The organism is Pseudarthrobacter sp. N5 (assembly GCF_050157035.1).
GTDB lineage: Bacteria > Actinomycetota > Actinomycetes > Actinomycetales > Micrococcaceae > Arthrobacter.
Map to the genome: position 1 here is coordinate 3,893,287 of NZ_CP189593.1, position 24,948 is coordinate 3,918,234.

General features: G+C 65.2%; 24 protein-coding genes and 1 pseudogene. 14 read left to right on the top strand and 11 right to left on the bottom strand.

All coding sequences use genetic code 11. The annotated features are described in order from the left end of the window. Window positions 1–9 precede the first annotated feature (9 nt). Together ACQCST_RS18710 and ACQCST_RS18715 are read left to right on the top strand one after the other, a co-directional pair. A complete protein-coding gene (locus ACQCST_RS18710) occupies window positions 10–2,406 on the top strand; it encodes a bifunctional salicylyl-CoA 5-hydroxylase/oxidoreductase (protein ID WP_426997255.1) in 2,397 nt (798 codons plus the stop codon). Between the two features lie 61 nt (window positions 2,407–2,467). Continuing rightward, window positions 2,468–3,838 (top strand): MFS transporter, encoded by a 1,371-nt coding sequence (locus tag ACQCST_RS18715; protein ID WP_426997256.1) that lies wholly within the window; start codon window positions 2,468–2,470, stop codon window positions 3,836–3,838. Between the two features lie 122 nt (window positions 3,839–3,960). Here the strand turns inward: ACQCST_RS18715 and ACQCST_RS18720 are convergent, their stop codons facing one another. After that, entirely contained in the window at window positions 3,961–4,137 is a 177-nt protein-coding gene (locus ACQCST_RS18720) for a CsbD family protein (RefSeq protein WP_426997257.1), read from the bottom strand. Between the two features lie 83 nt (window positions 4,138–4,220). Between ACQCST_RS18720 and ACQCST_RS18725 the strand changes: the two genes are divergently transcribed. Further along, window positions 4,221–4,781, top strand: coding sequence for a maltokinase N-terminal cap-like domain-containing protein (locus ACQCST_RS18725; protein ID WP_426997258.1), 561 nt, complete (start codon window positions 4,221–4,223; stop codon window positions 4,779–4,781). Between the two features lie 231 nt (window positions 4,782–5,012). On the opposite strand, the gene ACQCST_RS18730 is transcribed toward ACQCST_RS18725, so the two are convergent. The 8 genes and pseudogenes from ACQCST_RS18730 to ACQCST_RS18765 form a co-directional block, all read right to left on the bottom strand. Continuing rightward, window positions 5,013–5,483 (bottom strand): DUF4383 domain-containing protein, encoded by a 471-nt coding sequence (locus ACQCST_RS18730; RefSeq protein WP_426997259.1) that lies wholly within the window; start codon window positions 5,481–5,483, stop codon window positions 5,013–5,015. Window positions 5,484–5,726: 243 nt separating this feature from the next. Further along, entirely contained in the window at window positions 5,727–6,152 is a 426-nt protein-coding gene (locus tag ACQCST_RS18735; protein ID WP_426997260.1) for a heat shock protein transcriptional repressor HspR, read from the bottom strand. 16 nt (window positions 6,153–6,168) lie between these two features. Then, window positions 6,169–7,146, bottom strand: a complete 978-nt coding sequence (locus ACQCST_RS18740) for a DnaJ C-terminal domain-containing protein (RefSeq protein ID WP_426997261.1) — start codon at window positions 7,144–7,146, stop codon at window positions 6,169–6,171. 94 nt (window positions 7,147–7,240) lie between these two features. Further along, entirely contained in the window at window positions 7,241–7,936 is a 696-nt protein-coding gene (locus ACQCST_RS18745; protein ID WP_426997262.1) for a nucleotide exchange factor GrpE, read from the bottom strand. 2 nt (window positions 7,937–7,938) lie between these two features. Continuing rightward, the gene (gene dnaK, locus ACQCST_RS18750; RefSeq protein ID WP_426997263.1) at window positions 7,939–9,831 is read right to left on the bottom strand and encodes a molecular chaperone DnaK; all 1,893 of its coding nucleotides are present in this window, start codon (window positions 9,829–9,831) and stop codon (window positions 7,939–7,941) included. Window positions 9,832–10,135: 304 nt separating this feature from the next. Beyond that, a complete protein-coding gene (locus ACQCST_RS18755; protein ID WP_426997264.1) occupies window positions 10,136–10,534 on the bottom strand; it encodes a hypothetical protein in 399 nt (132 codons plus the stop codon). Between the two features lie 136 nt (window positions 10,535–10,670). Beyond that, a pseudogene (locus tag ACQCST_RS18760) lies at window positions 10,671–11,039 on the bottom strand (carbohydrate ABC transporter permease); the annotation flags it as partial. Window positions 11,040–11,087: 48 nt separating this feature from the next. Further along, window positions 11,088–11,870 carry a TetR/AcrR family transcriptional regulator gene (locus ACQCST_RS18765; RefSeq protein ID WP_426997265.1) on the bottom strand — a complete coding sequence of 261 codons (783 nt, stop codon included), beginning with the start codon at window positions 11,868–11,870 and terminating at the stop codon, window positions 11,088–11,090. Window positions 11,871–11,992: 122 nt separating this feature from the next. On the opposite strand from ACQCST_RS18765, the gene ACQCST_RS18770 reads away from it, so the two are divergent. Next, window positions 11,993–12,970, top strand: a complete 978-nt coding sequence (locus tag ACQCST_RS18770; protein WP_426997266.1) for an NAD-dependent epimerase/dehydratase family protein — start codon at window positions 11,993–11,995, stop codon at window positions 12,968–12,970. A gap of 25 nt (window positions 12,971–12,995) precedes the next feature. Here ACQCST_RS18770 and ACQCST_RS18775 read toward each other — a convergent pair whose 3' ends face one another. Beyond that, window positions 12,996–15,212, bottom strand: a complete 2,217-nt coding sequence (locus ACQCST_RS18775; RefSeq protein WP_426997267.1) for an MMPL family transporter — start codon at window positions 15,210–15,212, stop codon at window positions 12,996–12,998. Between the two features lie 202 nt (window positions 15,213–15,414). Here ACQCST_RS18775 and ACQCST_RS18780 point away from each other — a divergent pair, with 202 nt between their 5' ends. From ACQCST_RS18780 to ACQCST_RS18805, 6 genes are all read left to right on the top strand, one after another. Continuing rightward, the gene (locus ACQCST_RS18780; RefSeq protein WP_426997268.1) at window positions 15,415–15,939 is read left to right on the top strand and encodes a MarR family winged helix-turn-helix transcriptional regulator; all 525 of its coding nucleotides are present in this window, start codon (window positions 15,415–15,417) and stop codon (window positions 15,937–15,939) included. Between the two features lie 181 nt (window positions 15,940–16,120). Beyond that, window positions 16,121–16,555, top strand: coding sequence for a hypothetical protein (locus ACQCST_RS18785; RefSeq protein WP_426997269.1), 435 nt, complete (start codon window positions 16,121–16,123; stop codon window positions 16,553–16,555). A 64-nt stretch (window positions 16,556–16,619) separates the two neighbouring features. Then, entirely contained in the window at window positions 16,620–17,435 is an 816-nt protein-coding gene (locus tag ACQCST_RS18790; RefSeq protein ID WP_426997270.1) for a class I SAM-dependent methyltransferase, read from the top strand. A gap of 139 nt (window positions 17,436–17,574) precedes the next feature. Then, entirely contained in the window at window positions 17,575–17,934 is a 360-nt protein-coding gene (locus ACQCST_RS18795; protein WP_426997271.1) for a YciI family protein, read from the top strand. Between the two features lie 223 nt (window positions 17,935–18,157). Beyond that, window positions 18,158–18,478: a hypothetical protein gene (locus ACQCST_RS18800; protein ID WP_426997272.1), complete on the top strand. Its 321-nt coding sequence runs from the start codon at window positions 18,158–18,160 to the stop codon at window positions 18,476–18,478. A 274-nt stretch (window positions 18,479–18,752) separates the two neighbouring features. Then, window positions 18,753–19,376: a LysE family transporter gene (locus tag ACQCST_RS18805; RefSeq protein WP_426997273.1), complete on the top strand. Its 624-nt coding sequence runs from the start codon at window positions 18,753–18,755 to the stop codon at window positions 19,374–19,376. Window positions 19,377–19,421: 45 nt separating this feature from the next. On the opposite strand, the gene ACQCST_RS18810 is transcribed toward ACQCST_RS18805, so the two are convergent. After that, entirely contained in the window at window positions 19,422–20,459 is a 1,038-nt protein-coding gene (locus tag ACQCST_RS18810; RefSeq protein ID WP_426997274.1) for a LacI family DNA-binding transcriptional regulator, read from the bottom strand. A 164-nt stretch (window positions 20,460–20,623) separates the two neighbouring features. Here ACQCST_RS18810 and ACQCST_RS18815 point away from each other — a divergent pair, with 164 nt between their 5' ends. The 4 genes from ACQCST_RS18815 (at window position 20,624) to ACQCST_RS18830 (ending at window position 24,873) form a co-directional block, all read left to right on the top strand. Then, window positions 20,624–21,646 carry a nucleoside hydrolase gene (locus ACQCST_RS18815; protein WP_426997275.1) on the top strand — a complete coding sequence of 341 codons (1,023 nt, stop codon included), beginning with the start codon at window positions 20,624–20,626 and terminating at the stop codon, window positions 21,644–21,646. Continuing rightward, window positions 21,646–23,073, top strand: coding sequence for an MFS transporter (locus ACQCST_RS18820; RefSeq protein WP_426997276.1), 1,428 nt, complete (start codon window positions 21,646–21,648; stop codon window positions 23,071–23,073). The genes ACQCST_RS18815 and ACQCST_RS18820 overlap by 1 nt, the downstream gene beginning before the upstream one ends. Further along, complete coding sequence (locus ACQCST_RS18825; RefSeq protein ID WP_426997277.1) at window positions 23,070–24,074, top strand: ribokinase; 1,005 nt, start codon at window positions 23,070–23,072, stop codon at window positions 24,072–24,074. The genes ACQCST_RS18820 and ACQCST_RS18825 overlap by 4 nt, the downstream gene beginning before the upstream one ends. A 259-nt stretch (window positions 24,075–24,333) precedes the next feature. Beyond that, window positions 24,334–24,873 carry a low molecular weight protein-tyrosine-phosphatase gene (locus ACQCST_RS18830; RefSeq protein ID WP_426997278.1) on the top strand — a complete coding sequence of 180 codons (540 nt, stop codon included), beginning with the start codon at window positions 24,334–24,336 and terminating at the stop codon, window positions 24,871–24,873. Window positions 24,874–24,948 lie beyond the last annotated feature (75 nt).

The following is a 24,948-nucleotide window of genomic DNA, read 5'->3' on the forward strand; positions in this document are numbered from 1 at the left end:
AGCACCACCATGAAAATCGCAATCGTCGGAGGCGGCCCCGGAGGCCTGTACTTCGCAGCACTGATGAAGCAGCTGGACACGTCCCACAACATCACCCTGTGGGAACGCAACGCCGCCAGCGACACCTTCGGTTTCGGCGTCGTGTTCTCCGATGAGACGCTCGGTGGCATCGGAAACGCCGACGCCGTTGTGGCCGAGTACATGAGCCGGCGGTTCGCCCGCTGGTCGGACATCGACGTGCACTTCGGCGGCGAGACCGTGACCGTTGGGGGGCAAGGGTTCGCGGCGATGAGCCGCAAGGAGCTGCTGGAGATGCTCCAGCGCCGCTGCGCCGAACTCGGCGTTGACGTGCGATTCAGCACCATGGCCCCGCCGATCGCCGAACTTGAGGCCGGCTACGACCTGGTCCTCGCCTCCGACGGTGTGAACTCGCAGATCCGCGCAACGTACGCGCACTCGTTCGGCCCGGACCTGGATCCGCGGCCCAACAAGTTCATGTGGCTGGGCACCGACCAGGTGTTCGAGGCGTTCAAGTTCTTCGTTAAGGAGACCGAGCACGGGGTGATGCAGATCCACGGCTACCCGTACTCCGATGAGGGCTCCACCTTTATCGTCGAGATGTCCCCCGAGGTGTGGGCGGCCGCAGGCTTCGGCGAAACTGCCGATGCCGTCTTTGCCCCGGGCGTTTCGGACCAGCTGGCAATCGACAAGATCCGGTCAATCTTCGCCGAGGAGCTCGACGGCTACGAGGTATTGGCCAACAATTCCAAGTGGCTGAACTTCACCACGGTGCGCAACCGCAGCTGGCGGCACGGGAACATCGTGCTGCTCGGCGACGCCGCCCACACGGCCCACTTCTCCATCGGTTCCGGCACCAAGCTGGCCATGGAGGACTCGCTGGCCCTGGCCGCCTGCCTGCACGAGCACGCGGACGTGGAAGCTGCGCTGGCCGCCTACGAGGCCGAGCGGCGCCCCGTCGTCGAATCCACACAGCGAGCCGCCCAGGCCTCCCTTGAGTGGTTCGAACGGATCAGCCAGTACAAGGACCAGGACGCGACGCAGTTTGCGTTCAACCTGCTCACGCGCAGCCGCCGCATCACCCAGGAAAACCTGCGGCTGCGCGATCCGGAATTCGCCGAGTCCGTGGAGCGGAATTTCGCCGAGTCCCAGGGTCTCACCGAGACGGCTCCTGCGATGTTCCAGCCGTACCGGATCGGCGGGCTGGAACTGAAGAACCGGATCGTGGTCTCCCCCATGGACCTGTACTCCGCGGTCGACGGCGTTCCAGGCGACTTCCACAAGGTCCATCTCGGCTCCAAGGCACTCGGCGGGGCCGGGCTGGTCATGACGGAGATGGTGTGTGTGTCCGGGGCAGGGCGCATCACCCCCGGGTGCACCGGCCTGTACACCGACGGCCAGCGCGACAGCTGGAAGTCCATCGTGGACTTCGTCCATGGCAACTCGACGGCCAAGATCGGCGCACAGATCGGCCATGCCGGCCGCAAGGCGTCCACCCGGCTGATGTGGGAGGGCATCGATGAGCCGCTGGAGTCCGGGAACTGGGAAGCTGTAGGTCCTTCCGCCCTGGCCTATGGCCCAGGCAGCCAGACTCCGCGTGAACTCGACCGCAGCGGCATGGACGCGATCAAGGCCGGGTTCGTCGAGGCCACCCGCCGCGCGGAGCACGCCGGCTTTGACCTCCTGGAGGTCCACGCCGCCCATGGCTACCTGCTCTCCTCCTTCCTCTCGCCTGTCTCCAACCGCCGCACCGACGAGTACGGGGGCCCTCTGGAGAACCGCCTGCGCTTCCCCTTGGAGGTTTTCGACGCGGTCCGGGCAGCATGGCCGGCGGACAAGCCTGTCACCGTCCGCATCTCGGCGACTGACTGGATGGAAGGCGGCAACGATTCCGACGATTCAGTGGAAATCGCCCGGGCGTTCGTCGCGCACGGCGCCGCCGGCATCGACGTTTCCACCGGCCAGGTGGCCAGCGAAGAGAAGCCGGCCTACGGCCGCAGCTACCAGACACCGTTCGCCGACCGCATCCGCCAGGAAGTGGCCGGCCCGGCGGGAGTCGCCGTGATCGCCGTCGGAGCTATCTCCAGCTACGACGACGTCAATTCCGTTCTCCTGGCAGGGAGGGCGGACCTCGTGGCACTGGGCCGTACGCACCTGTTTGACCCGCAGTGGACCCTGCATGCTGCTGCCGAGCAGGATTACAGCGGACCCGGGGCCCAGTGGATTCCGCAGTTCCGGGTAGGCCGGCGCAAACCGCCGAGCGCCCGTACTGATGCGGTCCGCCCGCGGCTGTCGCTGCTGCTGAAGGAGCCCGAGTCCGACGCACTGAACGCACACCTGCGATGGACACCCGCCAAGGCTGGGGCCGAGGCGGTTCTTACCCGGTAGTACAGCACCACCCGCACCATCCGCACCACCTCTCGTACCTCCAAAGTGAACTGAGGGCATTATGGCTAGCGCACCCGTAAATGATTGGAACGTGCCGAACCGGACCACAGGAATAGTCCTGTTCTGTTGTTGGCTGGCGATTCTCGCCGAAGGCTACGACGTCGGAGTCCTGGGAGCGGTGCTCCCTGCGTTGGCGGAATACAAGGCATGGAGCCTGACCCCGCTGCAGCTCGGCGGGCTCGGCGCATACGCCTTGGTGGGCATGCTGATCGGAGCGCTGTTCATCGGCACGCTCAGCGACATCGTGGGCCGCAAGAAAATGATCCTGGCATCGATGGTGATCTTCACGCTCACCCAGGCCGGAGCGGCTCTGGCCACGACTCCCGAAATGTTCGGGCTCTTCCGGCTTGTGGGCGGTTTGGGAATGGGCGGTGTCATCCCGGTGGCGGCTGCGCTGACCATCGAGTACTCGGCACCGAAGAGGCGCTCCTTCAACTACGGACTGATGTACTCCGGGTACTCCCTGGGCATCGTCGCCGCGGCGCTGGTGGCACTCTTTATACTTCCGACGGCGGGATGGCGCTGGGTGATCGGCTTCGGCGCACTGCCCATCGTGTTGCTGCCCATCATCTGGAAGCTGCTTCCCGAGTCCCTGGAGTATCTCGAATCCAAGGGGCGCCGGAAAGAGGCCCAGGCGCTCGCGGTCAAGCTGAACATCAGCGAATACGCACCCGTGTCAGCCATGGCGGCAACTCCCAAGGGCGAGTCTGCACCCTGGTGGAAGACCATCACCATCATGTTCTCCCCGAAGTACCTGCGGTCCACCGTGTTTTTCTGGATCGCGCTGTTCTGCGGCATGGTCCTGGTCTACGGATTGAACACCTGGCTGCCATCGATCATGAAGCAGGCCGGCTACGACCTCGGCTCGTCGCTGACCTTCCTGCTGGTGTTTAGCCTCGCGTCCGCCGTCGGAGGCCTGGTCCTGGGCCGCGCCGCAGACAAGTACGGCCAGAAGCTGATTCTGGTGGTGTTCTACGTGCTCGGCGGTCTGGGCATCATGCTGCTGATGTTCCCCAACAACATGGTGGTGAACCTGGTGTTCGTCGCATTCGCCGGCATCGGATCCATTTCCACCTCGCTGGTCCTCACGGGCTACATCGCCGACTACTACCCGGCCAAGATCCGCGGCACAGCAACTGGCTGGGCACTGAGCTTCGCCCGCATCGGCGCGATCTCCGGACCGCTGATCGGCGGCTGGATCGGCAACGCGAAACTGCCGTTCGAATACAACTTCGCCATCTTCGCCGGAATCGCTGTTGTGGCGGCCGGCGCCGTGGCACTCATTCCAAAGCGCCGCGTCGAAGCCCCGGTTGCCACGCTCGAGCTCGACGGCGACGCGGAAGACGAGCGGGTCAAGGCGGCGGCCGTGTAGCCACAACGTCGCAATGAGAACCCCAGGGGCCCGACGGTTATCCGTCGGGCCTCTGGGGTGTTCCTGATAAGCCTCAGGCCAGCGGTTTCGGCCTGACCGCCTCCGCCGTCTGGTTGCTCGTATCAGTGTCTCTTGAAGGCGTCTTTGACTTTTTCGCCGGCCTGCTTCAGATCGGCTTTGACATGGTGTCCTTTGCCCTCGGCCTTCATCCGACGGTTGCCGGTGGCACCGCCGATTGCTTCTTTGCTCTTGCCGTGGAGTTTCTCGGCAGCGTTATGGATCTTGTCACCTAAACCCATGGTAGTTCTCCTTATTTGGCCGCCCCCGTCGACGTGAATGCCATGGGGGCCGACAGTTAATTGTAGGTACAGAGCCGTACGGAATGGGAGACGCGGCACTGTATTTCAAGCTGCAACTCATCGAGCAGTACCTGCCTCAGCAGCCGTGGTTCACCCGGGATGACTCCGTGCAGCCGGGGCTGCTCGGTGCGTACCGACTTGATGACCCGGATGGCGAAGTCGGCCTTGAGACCCATCTGGTCTGCCATGGCGGCAACATCTATCAGATACCGCTGAGCTACCGGGGTTCCGAGCTGCCCGGCGCCGAGGCTTCCCTGGTCGGCACCATGGAACACTCCGTCTTGGGCAAGAGGTGGGTTTACGACGCCTGCGCCGATCCGGTCTATGTGAACGCCGTTGTCGCTGCCATGCTCACAGGCCAAGAGGAAGCAGAGCAGTTCGTGGAGGTGGACGGCAAGCTGGAGCCGCGCCCCAGCACGGTCAGCGTCAAAGGCAGCGGAACGCCCGGCAGCGAAGTCCCAACGCTGCACCCGGCAGCCCCGGTCACCGAGGGCGACCTCACCAGCATCGACGCCGGTGAACTCAAGCTGCTGGTCAGGCGCGTTGTGGACCTGGAGGGCAGAACTCGGAAAATCCCGCTTTGACCGGCACTTGGACAGAGCAAAGCTGCCCCGTGCAGCTGGCCTCCCTATCGCGACCCTGAAGAACCTCGCCCGGGCCCCGGGACCTTCAAACCATCACGGCTTGGGAACGCTCCGGCTTTGGCTGCGTGTAGAAATCCTGGTACTTCACCGAAACGGCGACCGTCCCCACCAGCAGACTTCCTGCCCGGGGGACGGCCGCCGTCGTCGGTTTTCCACAAACCGTGGAAGGCGCTACTTGGCCCGTCCCTTCATTTTCTCCATGGCATCCCTGCCGAGCCAGACGCCCAACCCGATCATGGCGACGCCGAGGATCAGGTGCAGCCAGTTGTCGGCGGAATTGAATGGGATAATGTTGGCGCCCGCCTTCATGTCGATGACAAGGCCGTAGATCCAAAGGACCACGTACACGGCGCCGCCGCCAAGAAGGAACCAGCGGGCCATTTGGCCCGTCCGCGCCATGGCAACGCCGGCCACACCGAAGAGCAGGTGGACGATGTTGTGCAGCACGGACACTTGGAAGACTCCAAGAAGCATGGCGCCGGACTCATGTCCCGCAAAGGTCATGGCGCCGTAATTGGTGGTGATTCCCGGGATGAACCCCAGGACGCCAACCAGCAGAAATACCGCGCCAACGCCCATGGCGGTGTTGTGAAGCGTCAACCCCATCATGTGGTGTTGGGCGGGGTGCGAAGCGGTGGTCATAAGTCCTCCCATTCACGCTGGTTGCCGGTTCTTCTGATGGAGAACCGGCCTATCGGCAAGGAGTCGTCGGAATCCTTGCCGACGTCCACATCATACTCCTGAAAACCGCACGAGCGTAGGGAACACAGACCTCGGGAGGGCACGTCCGCACCTTCCGGACGTCAGCATCCAGGGCCGGCGGGGGCCATGCTTCCCTCTGAAGTGCCGGCGTCCCGGTTGAGAGACATCCGCAAGATGTGCGTCCTACTCGCCCGGGCTGCGCGGCCGCCATACCACCACGGCTTGGGACCGCGCCCTGGGCCGTTGCCCGCGTGCCAAGCTGACAACATCACCGGCGGTGCCGGCCGCAAAGATCCGCGAATCAAGCGGGGCACGACGGCGGCCCAGCTCCTCAGTCAGTTCGCCCACCCTCCGTTGCAGCGCAGCCACCTGGTTTTCCAGCTCAAGGATCCGCTTGATGCCTTCCAGCGAGACACCTTCGTGGGACAGACGCTGCACTTCGCGCAGCATGTTGATATCCCGCTGCGAGTAGCGGCGGGACTTCCCCGGCGCCCGACTCGGCGAAACAATGCCCAGCCGGTCATACTGCCGCAGCGTCTGCGGGTGCATATCGGCCAGCTCCGCAGCCACGGAGATCACAAAGATCGGCTGGTCGAAGTTGATGTCCATGGCTGGTTTTCAGTCCCTACAACCTGGCTTTGGCTGCCAGGCCTTCGCGCAGGTCCGCACCGGCAGTGGCAGCGGCGAAGGCCTTGACGGCTTCCTCCGCTTCCTTGCTCAGGTTCTGCGGAACCGCGACGTCGATTGTGACCAGCAGATCGCCGGTCACCTTGGCGGTTTTCACACCGCGGCCCTTGACCCGGAGAGTACGTCCGGAAGGTGTGCCGGCAGGGACACGGACCTTGACCTTCTCTCCGTCGATGGTGGGCACCTCAATATCGGCGCCCAAGGCAGCTTCCGGGAAGGACACCGGCACATGGATGCGGAGGTTGTCGCCGTCGCGCGTGTAGAAATCGTGTGACTTCACCGAAACGGCGACCATCAGGTCACCGTTTCCGGCCTGACCGGGCTGGCCTTTGCCGCGGACGCGGACCTTCTGGCCGTCCTTGATGCCGGCCGGGACCCGCACATCAATGACCTCGCCGTTGGGTTCACGCAGGCCGATCGTGGTGCCGCGGAGGGACCCGGCAAAAGAAATACTGGTGCTTGCCGTACGGTCCGCACCCTTCTGGGGCGCCCGCTGGAAACCAGTCTGGCCGCCAAAGCCGCCGCCGCCGAACAGATCGGCGAACTCGGGAGGCAGGCCGCCGGCGTTGCCATAGCCGCTGGGGCGTCGTCCGCCGCCGGCGCTGTTGAACAGTCCGCCGAACATGTCCTCGAAGCCCCCGTTGCCGGCCCCGCCAGCGCCGCCGGGAGCAAAACGGGCGCTGCCCATGGCACGGATGGCGTCATACTGCTGCCGGTCTTCGGCATCGGAAAGTACCGAGTACGCCTCGGAAACGTCCTTAAACTGCTTCTCCGCAGCCGCATCTCCGGAGTTGGTATCCGGGTGGTACTTGCGCGCCAGCTTCCGGTAAGCCTTCTTGATGTCGGCGTCGGAAGCATCCTTGGCGATGCCAAGGATCGCGTAAAAGTCCTTGTCCACCCAGTCCTGGCTAGCCAATGGCGTTTCCTTTCAAGTCTGTGTGCCGAGGTGACAGTTCGCGCCTATGTTCTCTAGAAACATGGGCGCGAACTGTCACCTCGATGGGGTACTACTAAGCCGGAACGGCCACAATCACCTGGGCTGCGCGGAGGACGCGCTCCCCCGACCTATAGCCCGAGCGGAGCACTTGGCTGACAGTGTCAACCTCGAGGCCCTCGCCCGGCTGCTGGATGAGTGCCTCGTGGATGGTGGGATCGAACTCCACCCCGGTCTCATCAATACGGACCAGGCCGTACGTCTTCAGCGCAGTCTCCAGCTTGGTGGCAATCGCGGCGAACGGGCCGTCCGCGAGATCACCATGCTGGCGTGCAGCGTCGACGTCGTCCAGTACGGGGAGCAGCGAGTTCAGGACGCCGATGACGGCCATCTCCCCTGCCACCGCACGGTCGCGTTCAACACGCTTGCGGTAGTTGACGTACTCTGCCTGCAGGCGCAGGAGATCGTTCTTGAGCTCGGCTGCTTCCGCAACACCGGACCCCTGGGCCACGGATTCCTCGGCCGGCACCTCTACCCCGTTGAGGATCTCCTCAGCCTGGGCAAGGGCGTCGCCGTCGGTGGCCGCGGGGGTAGCGGCAGGCTTTGCCGCGGGCGTGGCCGGCCAGGCGTGCTGCTCACCCTCCGGGTGGCGGGCCTTACCGGTCTCCGGATCAACCTTGCGGTTATCCCGGATGACCGGCTTCTGAGGCTGGTTGCCCTGGTCCCGCTGGTCCTCGGAAGAGTGCTCTTCTTCGTTACCGTGGTGCGGCATGGTTACTTCTTCTTCTCTGCGGTGTCTTCGTCGATGATCTCGGCGTCGACGATGTCTTCGTCAGCAGCCTTGTCACCGGAGGAACTACCCGCGGTACCCGCTGCACCCTCTGCACCGGCAGCACTGGTGGCGCCGTCCGGCGAACCGGCCTGCGCGTAGATGGCTTCGCCGAGCTTGCCCTGGGAAGCCTGCAGCTTCTCGAAGGCGGTCTTCACAGCTGCGTCATCGGTGCCTTCGAGCGCTGCCTTGAGGGCCTCGACGTCGGCCTTGACCTCGGTCTTGACCTCTTCCGGCAGCTTGTCGGAGTTGTCGGCGATCAGCTTGTCCACCGAGTAGGCGAGCTGCTCGGCGGTGTTGCGGGTGTCAGTGGCCTCGCGGCGTGCCTTGTCCTCTGATGCGTGCTCCTCGGCGTCACGGACCATGCGGTCGATGTCTTCCTTGGAGAGGCTGGAGCCGCCCGTGATGGTCATGGACTGTTCCTTGCCGGTGCCCTTGTCCTTCGCGGAGACGTGGACAATGCCGTTGGCGTCGATGTCGAAGGTGACCTCCACCTGCGGGACGCCGCGCGGGGCAGGAGCAATGCCGGTCAGCTCGAACGTGCCCAGCGGCTTGTTGTCGCGGGTGAACTCGCGCTCACCCTGGAAGACCTGGATGGCCACCGACGGCTGGTTGTCATCAGCCGTGGTGAAGGTCTCGGACCGCTTGGTGGGGATGGCCGTGTTGCGCTCGATCAGGTGCGTCATCACACCGCCCTTGGTTTCGATGCCGAGGGACAGCGGGGTGACGTCGATCAGCAGGACGTCCTTGCGCTCACCCTTCAGCACGCCGGCCTGGAGTGCTGCGCCAACGGCCACAACCTCATCCGGGTTGACGCCCTTGTTAGGCTCCTTGCCGCCGGCGAGTTCCTTGACCAGCTCGTAGACGGCAGGCATCCGGGTGGAACCGCCCACGAGTACGATGTGGTCGATTTCAGCCAGCTTGATGCCTGCTTCAGCGATGACATCGTGGAACGGCTTCTTGGTGCGCTCGAGCAGGTCCTTGGTGAGGTCCTGGAACTTGGCACGGGTCAGCTGCTCGTCCAGGTGGACCGGGCCGTCGGGGGTGACGGAGAGGTACTGGAGGGAGACGTTGGTGCTGGTGGAAGAGGAAAGTTCCTTCTTGGCCTGCTCCGATGCTTCCCGGAGGCGCTGAAGGGCGATCTTGTCCTTGGAGAGGTCGATGCCCTTGACCTTGAGCTGGTTCAGCAGGAAGTCAACGACGCGCTGGTCCCAGTCGTCGCCGCCGAGGCGGTTGTCACCCGCGGTGGAGCGGACCTGGATGGTGGAGAAGTTGTCTTCGTCCTTGCCGACCTCGAGGAGGGAGACGTCGAAGGTTCCGCCACCGAGGTCGAAGACCAGGATGAGTTCATCCTCCTTGCCCTTGTCCAGGCCGTAGGCCAGTGCAGCCGCGGTGGGCTCGTTGACAATGCGCAGGACGTTCAGGCCTGCGATTTCGCCGGCCTCCTTGGTGGCCTGGCGCTCGGCGTCGTTGAAGTAGGCCGGAACAGTGACCACGGCGTCGGTGACCTTTTCGCCGAGGTAGCTCTCGGCGTCGTTCTTCAGTTTCATGAGGATACGCGCGGAGATTTCCTGCGGGGTGTACTTCTTGTCGTCAATGGCGACGGTCCAGTCAGTGCCCATGTGGCGCTTGACGGAGGAGATGGTGCGGTCAATGTTGTTGACGGCCTGGCGCTTGGCGATCTCGCCGACCAGGACTTCGCCGGACTTGGAGAATGCAACGACCGACGGCGTGGTGCGGCCACCCTCGGCGTTGGCAATGACGGTGGGCTCGCCGCCTTCGAGAACGGAGACGACGGAGTTGGTTGTTCCGAGGTCAATACCTACTGCACGTGACATGTGTTGCTTCCTTCTTTTCCTTGGAAACTTGCTGGCGCCCGGTGATCGAGCTTGTGCCCGGTGATCGATCTTGTCGAGATCAGGAGCCATCGCCCATTGATTGAGCGATCTGCACTCAACTTTACTCAGGCCGGAATTAAAGTCAATTCAAAGTTGAGCGGAGTACGCTCAACTTTGAATTTGGATCACGACTTTTCCAGCAGGGAACCAGCAACTTCCGCGGAAATTCAGGGTTTTCAGGACCTACGACGACGGCGTCAGCCCAGTTTCGCTGTGCGTGAACTCGCCACCCCGACGCTGCACACTACGAGTCGCCGGCGTCTTCGCCCTCGGATGCGGCAGGATCGCCGCTCGAAGCCGCTTCCGGCTCTGCGCCAACAGTCCCGGCGTCTCCGTAGTCCCCCTCGGGATATTCACCGTCAAGGTCCGCGCCGGGTTCTTCCCCCACAGCTCCGGCCCTGCCGTAGTCACCTTCTGGATATTCTCTGCCGGCAGCCGAAGCGGACGCTTCGCCCACGGTTCCGCCGTCGCCGTAGTCGCCCTCGGGGTAATCCCCTTCGGACTCCCCGGCAAGCTCCTCGCCCACAGTTCCCGCATCACCGTAGTCGCCCTCAACATACTGGCCGCTGTCCGCGTCGGCGACCTGCCCGCTGGCTGCCTTGCTGCGCTTGTCTGCGGCGTCGAATTCACTGTTTTCGGTCATCGCTTGATCACTCCTTTGGAGGACTGGGGCGCCCGTCCGGACGCACTGGCAGTCTACCGAGGAGCGGTTGGCTGCAACAGGGGCCTCGGCTGCCGGAAGATATCCGGCACCGGCCCCACGCGGACAACCCGCTGGCTCAGGTCCCCGCGAGGCCCGTGGTGGCAACTCCTTTAATGATTTGGCGTTGGAAGAACAGGAAAACGATGATCAGCGGCAGCGCCGCCAGCAACGCGGACGCCATGTTCTGGGCAGATTGGATGCCGTACGCGCTCTTGATGGCTTGGAGGCCCACCGGGAGCGTGAGCAGCGAACTCTCGTTGGTGGAGATGAAGGGCCACAGGAAGTTGTTCCACGCCCCGATGTGCGCGAACACCATGGGCGGGTGGCTCACCGGGGGCAGGATCAGCGCCCAGTAAGTGTCGATCAGGTTCAGGGACTGCATGTGCTGGAACAGCGGGAAGATCAGCACCGGCGGCGGAATGATGATGGAAGCCACGATCACGCTTTTTGCAGAGGGCCGGCTCATGCTCCGCTATTTCCACCACGCTGTGGGCTATCCGAGCCCGACGATATCCGCAAGGACCTTCAGGTGATGCTCAAAGAGTTGATCGCGGGCGCCGAACGTATCGCGCCCGTACTGGCCGAACACCTCAAAACTGATGGCGCCGAACAGTGACGTCCACACCAGGGCCCCCCTTGCCAGCAGGCCATCCGGAACGGCCAGCCCGAGTTCGCTGCGGATCGCCGCCATGTCAGCGGACAGGTCAGAAGGCAGGCCGACGGCGCCCACAGGCTCTGCGGTGAGCCCACCGGCAGCCGGCTCACCTTCGGTCAGCCCGCCTGCGCGGTATGCCGCATCGAAGATGGCCATAAGGCTGTAGATGACCCTCGTTCCGGGGGCCGTGGTGCGCTCCGCCGGGGCCTGGTAACCCGGCACAGGACTGCCGAACAGCAACGCGTAACCGGCCGGTTCGCGCAACGCCCATGCCCGGACCGCTCGGCCCAGGGCCTGAAACCGTCCGCGGAAATCATGTTCCGGAAGCGTGCCCAGCGCCGTGTCCACTGCATCGCCGAGTTCCCCGTACGCATCAATCAGGAGCAGCGTCAGCAGCTCGTCGCGGTTTTCCACGTAGCGGTACACCGCCGAGGACACAACGCCAAGGTCCCTGGCCACGGCCCGCAGCGACAGGGCGGCGGCCCCGTGGAGCGCCAGGTGCGCGCGGCCCAGCCTCACGATGTCCTCGATGGTCTGGGCGCGGGCACGCTCGCGGGGCGTGGCTGGCTTCCCTGCCGGCGCTGGAGCTTGGGTGGCGGTCTCGGCTGCGGGCGGTGGCATGATTCCAGCATTCCACAAAGCAGAGCAGTGTCAACAAATGTGAGCACTGCTCTTGACATGCGCTACCAGTGGTTCCACTCTTGTTGTGAGAGCGGTGCTCTCACCAGCCAGAAGGAGATCCAATGTCAGCGTTCGAATCGTCCCGGCCCGGGACGGCCGGCCCCGGAGAGCTTGCCCCGTACGTCGTCACCGGAGCGGGGCCCGTCGGCTGGGCCGTCGCGGAACAGCTCGCCGGCAACGGTCACCGGGTGCGGGTGCTTACGCGGTCCGGCAGCGGACCGGACCACCCGCTCGTCGAACGGAGGGCGGCGGACGTCTCTGATCCTGCCTTGCTCCGCGGATTCGTCGACGGCGCCGAGGCCGTCTTCCACTGCATCCACGCTTCGAAGTACAGCGCCGCCGCCTGGGAAAGGGAACTGCCCGGCGCCGAACAGTGCGTGCTGGCAGCGGCCGGCGCGGCGGGCGCCGTCGTCGTTTTTCCGGAAAGCCTGTATTCCTACAGCGAGCCGGGACGGCCGATGCGCGAGGCCGGTCCGCGGGAGGCGCAGGGCGGGAAGCGGGGCATCCGCACCGCGCTGCTCGAGGCGAGGGCGGCGTCCGCGACGGATACCGTGAGCGTGGTGGCTAGCGATTTCTTCGGACCCCGGGTCCGCGGGGCGCACGCCGGCGAGCGTATGCTGCGGCCGGTCCTGGCGGGCAAATCCCTCGTCGTGATCGGCAGCGCCGACCTGCCGCACTCCTTCACCTATGTGCCTGACCTGGCGGCGGCCATGATCAGGGCCGCCCGGGACCGTGCACTGTGGAACCGTGTGTGGCACGCCCCGACCGGCCCCGCGCTGAGCCAGCGGCACATGGCGGAAGCCTTTGCCGCCGCCGCCGGCGCCCGGAAGCCGCGCGTCTCCGCGGTGCCGGGCTGGGCGCTCCGGGCGATGGGCGTATTCTCGCCCGGAACCCGCGAACTGGCCGAGACGCTTTACCAGTTCGAACAGCCCTTTGTGATGGATTCGGGCGCCAGCATGGCGGCCCTGGGGCTGCAGCCGACGCCGCTGAAGGAAGCCGCTGCCGCCACCGTGGCGTGGTGGGGGGACCAGGCTCAGTGACGGCGGCTGCGGTTCGGGGTTGCGGCTAGCCGACGGCGGCGTCCGCGGTTTCAGCGTCCTGGGCGGCAGGCACAGCGCGCGCCGCAGCGTCCGTTTCCGGGCGGCCCAGCTTGCTGGGCCACCACAGGCGCGGGCCGATGTCGTAGGCCAGGGCCGGCACCAGCAGGGAGCGGACCAGCACGGTATCCAGCAGCACTCCGAAGGCCACAATGAAGGCAAGCTGCACGAGGAACATGATGGGGATGACACTCAGCGCCGCAAAAGTCGCCGCGAGGACCACCCCGGCGGAGGTGATAACACCGCCGGTGACGCCCAGGCCGCGCAGGATGCCGGCCCGGGCGCCGTGTTTGAGGGATTCCTCGCGGACGCGGCTCATCAGGAAGATGTTGTAGTCCACGCCCAGTGCCACGAGGAAGACGAAGCCGAAGAGCGGAACGGTGGCATCGGCTCCCGGGAATCCGAAGATGTTGTTGAACACGAAGGCGGAAACGCCCATGGCCGCGCCGTAGGACAGGACCACGGAGGCCACCAGCAGGACCGGGGCCAGCACGGAGCGCAGAAGCAGCATCAGGATCACGAGGATCACCGCGAGGACCACCGGGATGATGGTGAAGAGGTCCCGCTGGGCGGTGGTGTTCGTGTCCAGGGCCGTAGCGGTCACACCGCCGACGAGCGCGCCGCCGTTGATCTTCTTCAGGTCCTGCCGCAGGGACACGACAACGCTTTCCGCGTTGTTGGAGTCCGCAGCGAAGTTCAACGTAGCGTTGATCAGCACTTTCCCGTCCCGTACGGCAGGAGCGGTGGGAGCGCCGGGAGCGGCCGGCGCGCCGGTGATGATCGGCGCGCCGCCGTCGGCCAAGAGGTAGGCGTCCCCGACACCGGCGGTCGCTTTGATCTTGTCCAGCACCTCCAGCGCCTTGGCCTCGTCCGTGACGATGACCGCCGGGCTGCCGGATCCGGCGTCGAAGTGGCGTGCCAGCGCCTCCTGTCCGTCGACCGCGTTAGAGGCGGCGAGGATGACGTCCGTCTGCGGGACGCCGTTGGCCTTGAGCTGCAGGACCCCGGCGGAAGCCACCAGGAGCAGCAGCACGGAAGCCGCCCAGACGGTCCGCGGGCGGCGGGAAACGAGGGAGCCCGTCGCGCGCCACAGACCCTTCTGGCCCTCGAGGCCGGTGACCAGCTCGGGCTCTCGTTCCGTCTCCGGCAGCAGCTTGGGGCGGAACGGCCAGAAGACTGAGCGGCCCAGCAGCGCCATCATCGCGGGCAGCAGCGTCAGGGCCGCGAAGAGGGAGCAGAGAATGCCGGCCGCCGCCACCGGGCCCAGGGCCTTGTTGGAGTTGAGGTCGGAAAACAGCAGGCACAGCAGGGCGATGATGACCGTGGCTCCGGAGGCGAGGATGGGCTCCCAGGAGGCCTTCCAGGCGGTCAGCGCCGCGGCGGTCCGGTTGGTGGTGTGCGTCAGCGCCTCGCGGAACCGCGCCACATACAGCAGGGCGTAGTCCGTGGCGGCGCCGATGACCAGGATCGAGAGGATGCCCTGGCTTTGGCCGTTGAGCTGGATCCAGCCTAGCTTCGCCATGCCGAACACCAGCAGGATCGCGGCACAGAGGGCGAAGACGGAGGTAAACAGTACGGCGATCGGCAACAGCAACGAGCGGTAGACCACCAGCAGGATCAGGAACACAGCCCCCAGGGCCACCAGCAGCAGGATGCCGTCAATCCCGGCAAAGGCACTGACTAGGTCCGCCGTGAGTCCGGCCGGGCCCGTCACGAAGGTCTCCATGCCCTCCGGAGCGGATGCCTTGACCTCCTCGCGGAGTTCCTTGACGGCCGTCTTCACCTCACCGGAGGCGGCAATGGGAACCACGAACTGGACCGCTTTGGCATCCGCGGACGGGATGGGGCCAATGACGGCGCTGCCTACCTGCAGGGCCTCCAGCTTGCCCTTGAGCGCGGCCGCCTCGCCGAGCTGGGCAGGTGTGAAGGCGGAATCACTCTCGATCACAATGACGGCCGGGATCTCCTTGGAGTCCCGGAACTTGGCCTGCCACTCCTGCGCTGCGGTGGCTTCCGCCCCCGCAGGCAGGAACGACGCCTGGTCGTTGGAGGACACCTCGTCCAGCCGGCCGAAGGTGGGCCCGCCGATCCCGGCGATGGCCAGCCAGGTGACCACCAGCAGGACGGGGACCAGCCAGCGCAGCCAGAACGGAACGCGTGCGGTCTTGCGGGAGGTCTTGTTCATGTTTCCTTTTAGTGCGGGCGTGACAGGAGTAGAATCAGCTCCATAATAGACTATCTCCACCATAGAGATAAGACCTTCCGGAAAGATTCTTCGCACGGTAGTGCAGGCCGTCCCGGAGCGACCCGCGCGGCCACTGAAGTAAACTCCGGAGGGCGCCGGTCATTTCGGCGAGCCAGGAACGCCGGGAAAGGAGGGGGTGCACATGTCAGCTGACGCATCCGGCCCCCCCGAGGCCGGCGGGCCGCCGCCACTGGTCCGGCTCCTCCAGGAATTCACCCTCGAGGCCAACCGATATGTCGATTCCGCCGGCGGCCGCAATGACATGCACCGGACCGATCTCAATGCCCTGGCCGTCATCATGAAGTACGCCGCGAGGAACCAGATGGTCACCCCGGGTGTGCTCCGCAAGGAACTGAACCTCAGCTCCCCTGCCACCACTGCGCTGATCGACCGGCTGCACAACTCGGGGCACGTGGTCCGCGAACGCGAGGGTACCGACCGGCGCCAGGTCCAGCTGCGCATGACCCCCAAGGCCTACCGCGACGGCGGGGCCATGTTCTTCCCGCTTGCCCGCCACATGGACGAGGCGATGGCCCTGTTCACGCCGGAGGAGTTGGAGATCGCCACGCGCTTCATGACCGCCATGACCGAGGCCACCATCAGCGCAGCGCAGGAGGCAGCGCAGGAGACTTCCCAGGACGCTTCTCCCCCAACTGACTCGCAATAGTTGTCGTTTCGCGGCACCCAAACGGCAACAACTGCCAGCCAGTTGATCCGGGGACACGCCTGCCTGCCAGGCCGGCGTCCGCCAGCAGGACCACGAGTGCCCGGCCGCTGAACAGCAGCACCCCCACCATCACGGCCGCGGCCACAATCACGCCGTACCAGGTCGGCACGAGCCCGGCCCGGTGCCCCGCCCGAGTGCCCGCGGCAGCACGCCGTCCGAGGCCAGGCTGGCACCCAACCGGCCGGCACCGGCCACAAAGGTGTTGATCGGCCCGAAGGTCGGCACCGCGGCGGCGACGGCGGTGAGCGGGGCGGCGAGGGGTCCCTTTTCGAGCAGCTCCGCGATGGGAACCGCGCCCCCCGGGCAGCCTCGGCCCCAGCACGGCCACCGAGGCCGCGACGACGCCGCCACGCCCACGATGATCAGGGTCAGCCAGGTGGCGCGTTGGCAGCAGTGCCAGGGCCGCGATGGCCGGGAGGACCAGGATGCCCGAGCCCAGGATCGCCCCGACGTAGATGCCGGTGGCCCGCAAGAGCCCGAGCCCTACCTTCTTGCTGTTGATGTCCGCTCCTCTCATCATCCGCAGGACCGCCCGGGGCAGAAGCGGCTAAACTGACTCTCGTGTGCGAATTCCTGCCGCCTGCCGCAGTTTTCACCGGTCCGGGCGGTAGCGTTTCATTATGAGCGCGCAGCAGCCTGAAGATGTGTACACGCACGGTCACCACGAATCGGTGGTCCGCGCCCACGCCTCACGGACGGCGGAGAATTCCGCGGCGTTCGTGATCCCCCACCTGACGTCCGGGGTTTCCGTGCTCGACGTCGGCTGCGGGCCGGGCAGCATCACCTGCGATTTCGCCGGGCTGGTGGCGCCCGGAAAGGTCACTGGACTGGATCGCTCACCTGATGTGATCGCGCACGCCACAACCCTGGCGGCCGAACGCGGAGTGGGCAACGTGGAGTTTGTGGCCGGCAATATCTACGATCTCGACTTTGAGGATGAGACGTTCGACGTCGTCCACGCGCACCAGGTCCTCCAGCACCTCACCGACCCCGTTGAGGCCCTGCGCGAGATGCGCCGGGTGGCCAAGCCCGGCGGCATCGTGGCTATTCGCGACGCCGATTTCCACGGCATGAGCTGGTTCCCGGCCATCCCGGAGCTGGACGAATGGATGGACCTCTACCAGCGGATCGCCCGCCGCAACGGGGCGGAGCCTGACGCGGGCCGGCGCCTGGTTTCATGGGCACAATCGGCCGGATTCAGTGACGTTGCGCCCACCAGCAGCAACTGGCTCTACGCCACCGGGCAGCAGCGCCGTTGGCAGGCGCGGGTGTGGGGCGAGCGTGTACTGCACTCGGCCTTCGCTGAGCAGGCCCTGGAATATGAGTTCGCAAATGCCGCGGACCTCGCACGTATTTCCGCAGGCTGGCACCGTTGGGGCTCCACGGACGACGGTTGGTTCCTCATCCCCAACGGAGAAGTGATCGCCCGCGCGTGAGCGCCGCCGGCGGATCGCGGCGAGCGCCGCCGTCGGACGTGTCCTGAAGTATTTTCCCGGGTATGTAGAGAACTGCGTATCCCCTCCGACTAATCCGTGAAAGCACCCAGACGGGGCGCCCCCTCAAAAGGAGTTCGAGATGAAATACATGATCATGATGTTCGGCTCAGCCGAAGGCATGATGGAAACCGCCGATCCGGAGTGGGTGCAGGAAATGATCGGAATTATGATCCAGATCGACAAGGACCTGAGGGAATCCGGGGAGCTCGTGTTCAACGCGGGGCTGGCGGATGGCAACACGGCGAAGCTCGTCAGGCAGACGGAGAACGGCGTGATCACCACGGACGGTCCGTTTGCGGAGGCCAGGGAGTCGCTGATCGGCTACTGGGTGGTGGACGTGGCCAGCGAGGAACGGGCCATCGAGATCTGCTCCGGGATCGTGAAGTATTCGCAGGTGGTGGAGCTGCGGGCTGTCCCGGACGGCCCTCCGGACGTGTGAGTTTGGCTGGCGCGTTGGTGCCCGTAGGCGGCCGGACCGAGGAACTGCCGCGCACCCTCGCGCGGCAGGTCGAACCTCCCTTCCGGATGCCTGAGGGAGTTTGTCGCTTTTGGAAGTTGTTTGCACTACCTCTAAATATGGCTCTGAGGCCCCTGAAGAGTGAGACCGTCGCGATGGGTACGTCTGCCCGGAATGTGGCAGTCCGCACGGCTTCACGATGGGCGTGGAGATCAACGACACGCTCGGGGTTCACGACGGCATCAGGTACATGGTTAAGTCGAAGGGCGAGAAACGCCCCTACATAGAGGCCCGCTCAGGTGCGGATCTATTTGAAGACACCGGCGAGTTTCGTGAAATCACCCAGGTCGTCGACCGTCGAAACGGCCGGTACATAAAGCGTGTAGTCGGCACTGATGGTGAAATCGTCAAGGACGTCGACCTGCCGCTAAGACACCACGATGGTGGATCAGCGCAGCGGAGGCAGCCGAGCGCCGCTGATTCGGCAGCCACGGATGATCAGGACAATAATCCAGCCGGCCAATAGGTACACGCCCACCAGTCGTTGAGTCACGACCGTCGCGACCCATGCCGGGATCCGCCTGGGCTGATAAGGGTGAACTCGGCTACAAGTTTGCCGAGCGAAAACTCCCTGCGTTGGGCGGAATCATGATCGGATACCGGCAGCATGTCCGGCGCGTAGTCACTGCGGACACGGCGCCCCGGGACGTCGACTTGGTAACTACAATCTGGTGATCTCACGCTGAGGCAGGTGCGCCAGACGGTGAAATGAGCTCCCAGGCCACGCATAAACTTGCCTGATGCAGTTTCCACTTTGGCTTGCGCTGGCGGGTGCGGGCGTCCTCGTCAGCTTCACGCCGGGTGCGGGCGCCATCAACACCATGAGCAACTCCCTGAATTCGGGGTTCCGCCGCTCCATCTGGGGGATTTTCGGCCAGCAGGCAGCACTGATCATCCACGTGGTGATAGTGGCCCTGGGCGTGGGGGTACTGGTGGCCGGTTCGCCGCTTGCGTTCAACATCATCCGCTATGCGGGCGCGGCGTATCTGGTGTATCTGGGCATCCGCCAGTTCCTTCACAAGCCGGACCTCGATCAGGAAAAGGCTGCCGCCCTCAGGAACGAGCCGGCCTGGTCCATGTTCCGCCGTGGCCTCTGGGTGAACCTGCTGAACCCCAAAGCCATCGTGTTTTTCCTGGCGTTTATGCCGCAGTTCATCCGCCCCGAACAGCCCCTCGTCCCGCAGTACGTGGTTCTCGCAGCCACGGTGGTGGTGATCGACATCCTGGTCATGTGGTTCTTCTTCGCTGCAGCTGCGAAGTCGTTCCAGCGTTTCACCCACAATGAGCACGGGCAGAAGGTCCTGAACCGCGTCTTCGGTGTGCTGTTCATCCTGGTCGGAATCCTGCTGGCCGTCATTCACTAAGGTCAGCCAGTACAGACGGGGCAATTCACGCCGAAACCCCCGGGCTCAGGCAGTGGAGCCGCGCACCACCAGCGAGCTCTCCAGCGTCAACTGCGGCCGCTCCAGCACGCGGCCCTCCATGAGCCCCCGCAGCTGTTCGCCGGCTCTCAGGCCCAGCGGCGTAGCCGGCAGATGCACGCTGGTCAGGCCGGGGTTGCTGGTGGCCGAGTACGGCAGATCGTCGAAGCCGGCCACGGCCAGGTCCTCCGGGATCCGGACGCCGGCCACCCGGGCTTCCTGCAGCACGCCATAGGCGTGCGTGTCCGTTCCGCAGACTACGGCGGTGACACCGGCCTGCTGCCAGTCCGGCCAGACGGCGGCAAACGCAGCGGCGGCGGCACCGACATCGATGGTGGTGCTGATGATGTGCCCCGCCGCCACGGATATGCCGTATGCGGCGGCCTCGTCCAGGAACGCCGCGCGGCGGATTTCGAACGTTGCAGTGCCGGTCACGCTGTCAACGTAGGCCACGCGCTTGTGACCGGATTCCGCCAGGTGTGCTGCCAGCTGGCGGGCGCCGTAGGCAACATCGAGGTTTACGGATGGAGCGAAGGCTTCAAGGCCAGGGGCATCGAGGAGCACCAAGGGAACAGCCACGGACAGCTCCTCCAGGAAGCCTGCATTGGGAGCGTCCACCAGGAGACCGGCGGGCCGGAGTGCCAGGAGTTTCCGGACATCGTCTGCTCGGGGGAACTCACCGGCGTCGGTCACGGAGAGCAGTAGCTGGTAATCGGAACCCAGCGATTCCCGGACGCCGGCAATGACTTTGGCGAAGAAGGGGTTGGAGATGTCCGGCGCCACGAGGATCACGATTGAGCTGACGCCTTTGGCCAGGGAACTGCCGATCCCGTCCACCACATAGCCCAGCTCGGCGATGGCCTGGCGGACGCGTGAAATGTTGTCCTCGGATACCCTGCCCCGGGTTTTCCCATTGGCCACCAGGGATACCGTGGCGGTGGAGACGCCGGCACGGGAGGCCACCATTGCCGCCGTCACACGTTGCGCACGGCCCAGGGGCTGCTGCACACGATCCGCGGATTCCATACCTCGATGGTATCCGGGAAACACTCCCCCACTGTTCCTGCAAGGCATCAAGCGCTTGACGCAATCAGCGTTAAGCGTTTGACGTATTGCGCAATCCAGTGCCAGAATTCCCCTGAATGCTTTAGCGCCCTGCTCCGGCAGGCCCCAATGACGTGGAGAACAACATGGATCCCAACACCATGAACCCAGAACGCAAAAAGATCATCCTTGACTGCGACCCCGGGCACGATGACGCCGTGGCCCTGCTGCTGGCGCATGGCAATCCGGACATCGAGCTGCTTGCCGTCACCACGGTGGTCGGCAACCAGACCCTCGAAAAAGTGACACGCAACGCTCTGTCCGTGGGCACCATCGCCGGCATCACCGGCGTTCCTTTTGCCGCCGGCTGCGACCGCCCGCTGGTCCGCTCCATCGAGACCGCACCGGATATCCACGGCGAGACCGGCATGGATGGCCCCGCACAGCCCGTGTCCACGATCGAACTGGACCCCCGCCACGCAGTCGACCTCATCATTGAGACGATCATGGCGCACGAACCCGGCACGGTGACCCTGGTCCCCACCGCCGGTCTCACGAACATCGCCATGGCCGCCCGCAAGGAGCCGCGCATCGTTGAACGCGTCAAGGAAGTGGTCCTTATGGGCGGCGGCTACCACGTGGGCAACTGGAGCGCCGTGGCCGAATTCAACATCATCATCGACCCCGAGGCAGCACACGTCGTGTTCAACGAAAAGTGGCCCGTGGTGATGGTGGGCCTGGACCTCACACACCAGGCTTTGGCCACTCCGGAGGTGGTAGCCCGGATTGAAGCAGTGGGCACCACTCCGGCCAAGTTCGTGATGGAACTGATGGAGTTCTTCACCAAGACGTACAAGGACGCCCAGGGCTTCGACTACCCGCCGGTCCACGACCCCTGCGCGGTGGCCTACGTGATCGACCCCAGCATTGTCACAACCCGCAGGGTCCCCGTGGACATTGAACTCCAGGGCACCCTCACGCTGGGCATGACCGTGGCCGATTTCCGCGCCCCGGCACCGGCTGACTGCAACACCTCCGTTGCCGTCGACCTCGACCACGAGAAGTTCTGGAACCTCGTCACGGACGCCCTCGTCCGCATCGGCGAACCTTGGATCGGCGAGCCCGGCATCATCGAGATGGCCGCAGCAGAGACAGCAGAGACCAAGTAATGACTGCCCTGCTCACCGAAACCAAAAGCACCCGCGGCAACGTCACGGCCCTCACGGTCGCCCTGCTGGCCGCCTGCGTGGCCTTCCAGCTCAATGCCTCCATGCTCAGCCCGGCCTTGGTCACCATGGGCAAGGAGCTGCACACGGACCAGGCGGTCATCGGCCTGTCCCAGACCTGGTTCTTCACCGCAGCCGCCCTCTTCTCGTTGTTCCTGCCCCGCCTGAGCGACATTGTCGGCCGGAAAAAGATCCTGCTCGGCATGATGCTGATGATGGCAGCCGGCTCGGTCATCGCAGCCATGGCCCCGGACGTCAATTGGCTCTTCGTGGGCCGCATCATCCAGGGCGTCAGCGGCCCCACCGTGCCCTTGTGTCTGATCATGCTGCGCTCGGCTGTCAGCAACCCGCGCAAGTACGGCGCCCTCATGGGTCTCATCACGGCGGTCAACGGCGGCGTGGCCGGTATCGACTCCTTCGTGGGCGGCTACTTCGCCGAGCACTTCGGTTTCCGCAGCATCTTCTGGCTCATGGTGGCATTGGCCGTCGTGGCCACGGCACTCATCGCTTTCCTGGCCGGCGAGAGCAAGCCCGCGGCCGGCACCGCCATGGACTGGCTGGGCGTGTTTTTCATTGTCATCGCCGTCGGCGCACTGCTCACGGCCCTCAACGAAGGCTCCAAGCTGGTCGGCGCCTTCTCGTCCGGCACACTGATGCTGGCCATCGGCCTGATCGTGGTGGCCGCCGTCGCGTTCGCGGCATTCTGGACCGTGGAGAAGCGCGTCAGGGAACCCATGGTGGAAACCGTCCACCTTCGCCAGCGCTCCACCTGGGCACCGCTACTCACCACCACGCTGGCCATGACGGGCATCTTCGCGGTCATCAACGGCATTGTCCCGGCGTACGTCCAGGCCGCCGCACCGGGCTTCGGCGTAGGTCCCACAGAGATGTCGCTTATGATCCTCACCCCCTATGCCCTGCTGGGCTGGGTGGTCGGACCCATCAGCGGCAGGCTCGCCCCTGTCCTGGGCTACACCAAGGTCCTGCGCATCGGCATGCTGGGCAGCATCGCAGCCCTGGCCATCATCGCGTTCTTCGGCCTCAGCAGCCTGCCGCTCATGATTGCCGGGACAGCCTTGCTGGGCATCATGTACGCGGGTACGGTCAACATCATGCTGAACGGACTGGGAGTTGTGCTGTCCCCCGCCGGGAATCCCGGCTTCCTGCCCGGGATGAACGCAGGCGCGTTCAACCTCGGCGCCGGCCTGAGCTTCCTCGTGCTGCCGGCCGTGCTGGTGGCGACGTCGGCGGTCGGCGACGCTAAGGCCTCCTACCTGACGGTAGTGGTGGTCGGGCTGGTCATCACGGTGGCAGCCTTCGCGGCCTCCCTGCTGATCCCTAAGCCGCTCGAAGCCGAGGTGCCCCAATGAACCCCGTGAGCCCGGTGGGCCCGGGGGCCAACGGTTTGGCCAAGGCAAGCAGGCCCGGCCGGATCGTCGTCGTCGGATCCCTGAACGCGGACCTGACCATCTACTGCGAGCGGCTCCCCCAGCCGGGCGAAACCGTCCACGGCAACGGTTTCGCGGTCAACCCGGGCGGCAAGAGTGCCAACCAGGCCGTCGCGGCGAGCAAACTGGGTGGCACGGTGAGCCTGATCGGCGCCGTCGGGGATGACGCCAACGGTGCCATGCTCCTGGCGTCCACCGCCGGGGCGGGCGTGGATGTTGCGGGGGTCCGCCGCTCCGCGGACGTTGCCACCGGCGTCGCAGTCATCGCCGTGGATGCCCAGGGCGAGAACAACATCATCATTTCGGCCGGCGCCAACGGCACCCTGGGCCCCGCCGACATCGCGGCGTCCGCGGACGTGTTCGACGGCGCGTCGGTGGTCTGCCTCTGCCTCGAGGTCAGCCTCGAGACGGTTGAGGCGGCCGCCCGGTCAGGGCACGACGCCGGCGCAACAGTTCTGCTGAACCTCTCGCCGTATGCTGAGATCGCGCAGAGCCTCGCAGACCTGAGCGACGTCCTGCTGGTGAACGCCCACGAGGCCTCGCTGTTCCTGGGCGACGCCGAAATGCCGGACGCCGGAGCGGACGCAAGTGCCTGGGAGCCGGTGCGCCGGCAGTTCGAGGAACACGGACTCAAGCGCGTGCTGGTCACCCTCGGGGCGCAGGGATCGGTGGTCCTGGATTCTCAGACCACTATAAGGACGCAGATCACCCGGATCGCACCCACCAAGGTCAATGCCGTGGACACCACCGGCGCCGGCGATGCCTTCACCGGCGCCGTGGCTGCCCGGCTGGCCGCCGGCGAGACCTTGGGTGAAGCAGCGGCGTTCGCATCCGTCACAGCGGCATTGGCCGCCACCAAGAAGGGCACCCAGGCCGCCTATCCCGGCGTCGAGGATGTCCTGGCCAACCTTCGGGTTTCCTGACCCGCAACACGCAACAAGCAAAGGGGCAGGTGCGGCAGATTCCGGCTGCCGCACCTGTTTGGGAAGGACTGGAACGCGGCGGCTACGTCGTGGACCGCCCCACCCGCGCCGCCAATTGAGCGACGAAAGTGGACCGCACGATCGTGAGCCTGTGCGATGAGTGGCCCGCGACCCCCTCCAGCTAGCTACTGTACAAATTCCGTAAACCGCCGATCATTTTGACTAGCCAAGACAGGGTGGAATCCACCATGCTTGCACCATGATCTCAACGTCGAGCCCATACCGGATTATCACCGTCTGCACCGGCAATATCTGCCGGTCCCCGATGGCCGAGTTGATGCTTGCAGAGGCCTTCGCCGCAGAACGACTCGCCGGTCTGGTTTCCGTGGATTCCGCCGGGACCACCGCATATGAGGCCGGCCACAGCATCGATCCCCGCGCAGCCCGCAAGTTGGCCGCCCACAACATCCCCTCCGAACACCATATTGCCCGGTCATGGCGCTCGGAATGGTTCCAGGAGAGGGAGCTGATCCTCGCCCTGGAAATCGACCACTACGGCTGGCTTCGGGAAACCGCTCCGGATGGCGCATCGCTGGAAAAGGTCCGCATGCTGCGAAGTTTCGATCCCAACGTGGCGGGCAAGGATCTGCTGGACCAGGGCATCGAAGACCCCTGGTACGGCGGCCACTCGGACTTCGACAACGTGTGGGACCAAGTCCAGGCCGTCATTCCCGGGATCGTTGAGCACGTCCGGTCCGCGGTCACACGGGACGCCGGCCGCCAACGGCAGGACCGGTAGCGGCAGGACCAGTAGCAGCAGGTCCAGTAACGGCAGAACCAGCATCAGCAGGATGAACATCAGCAGGTACGCTCT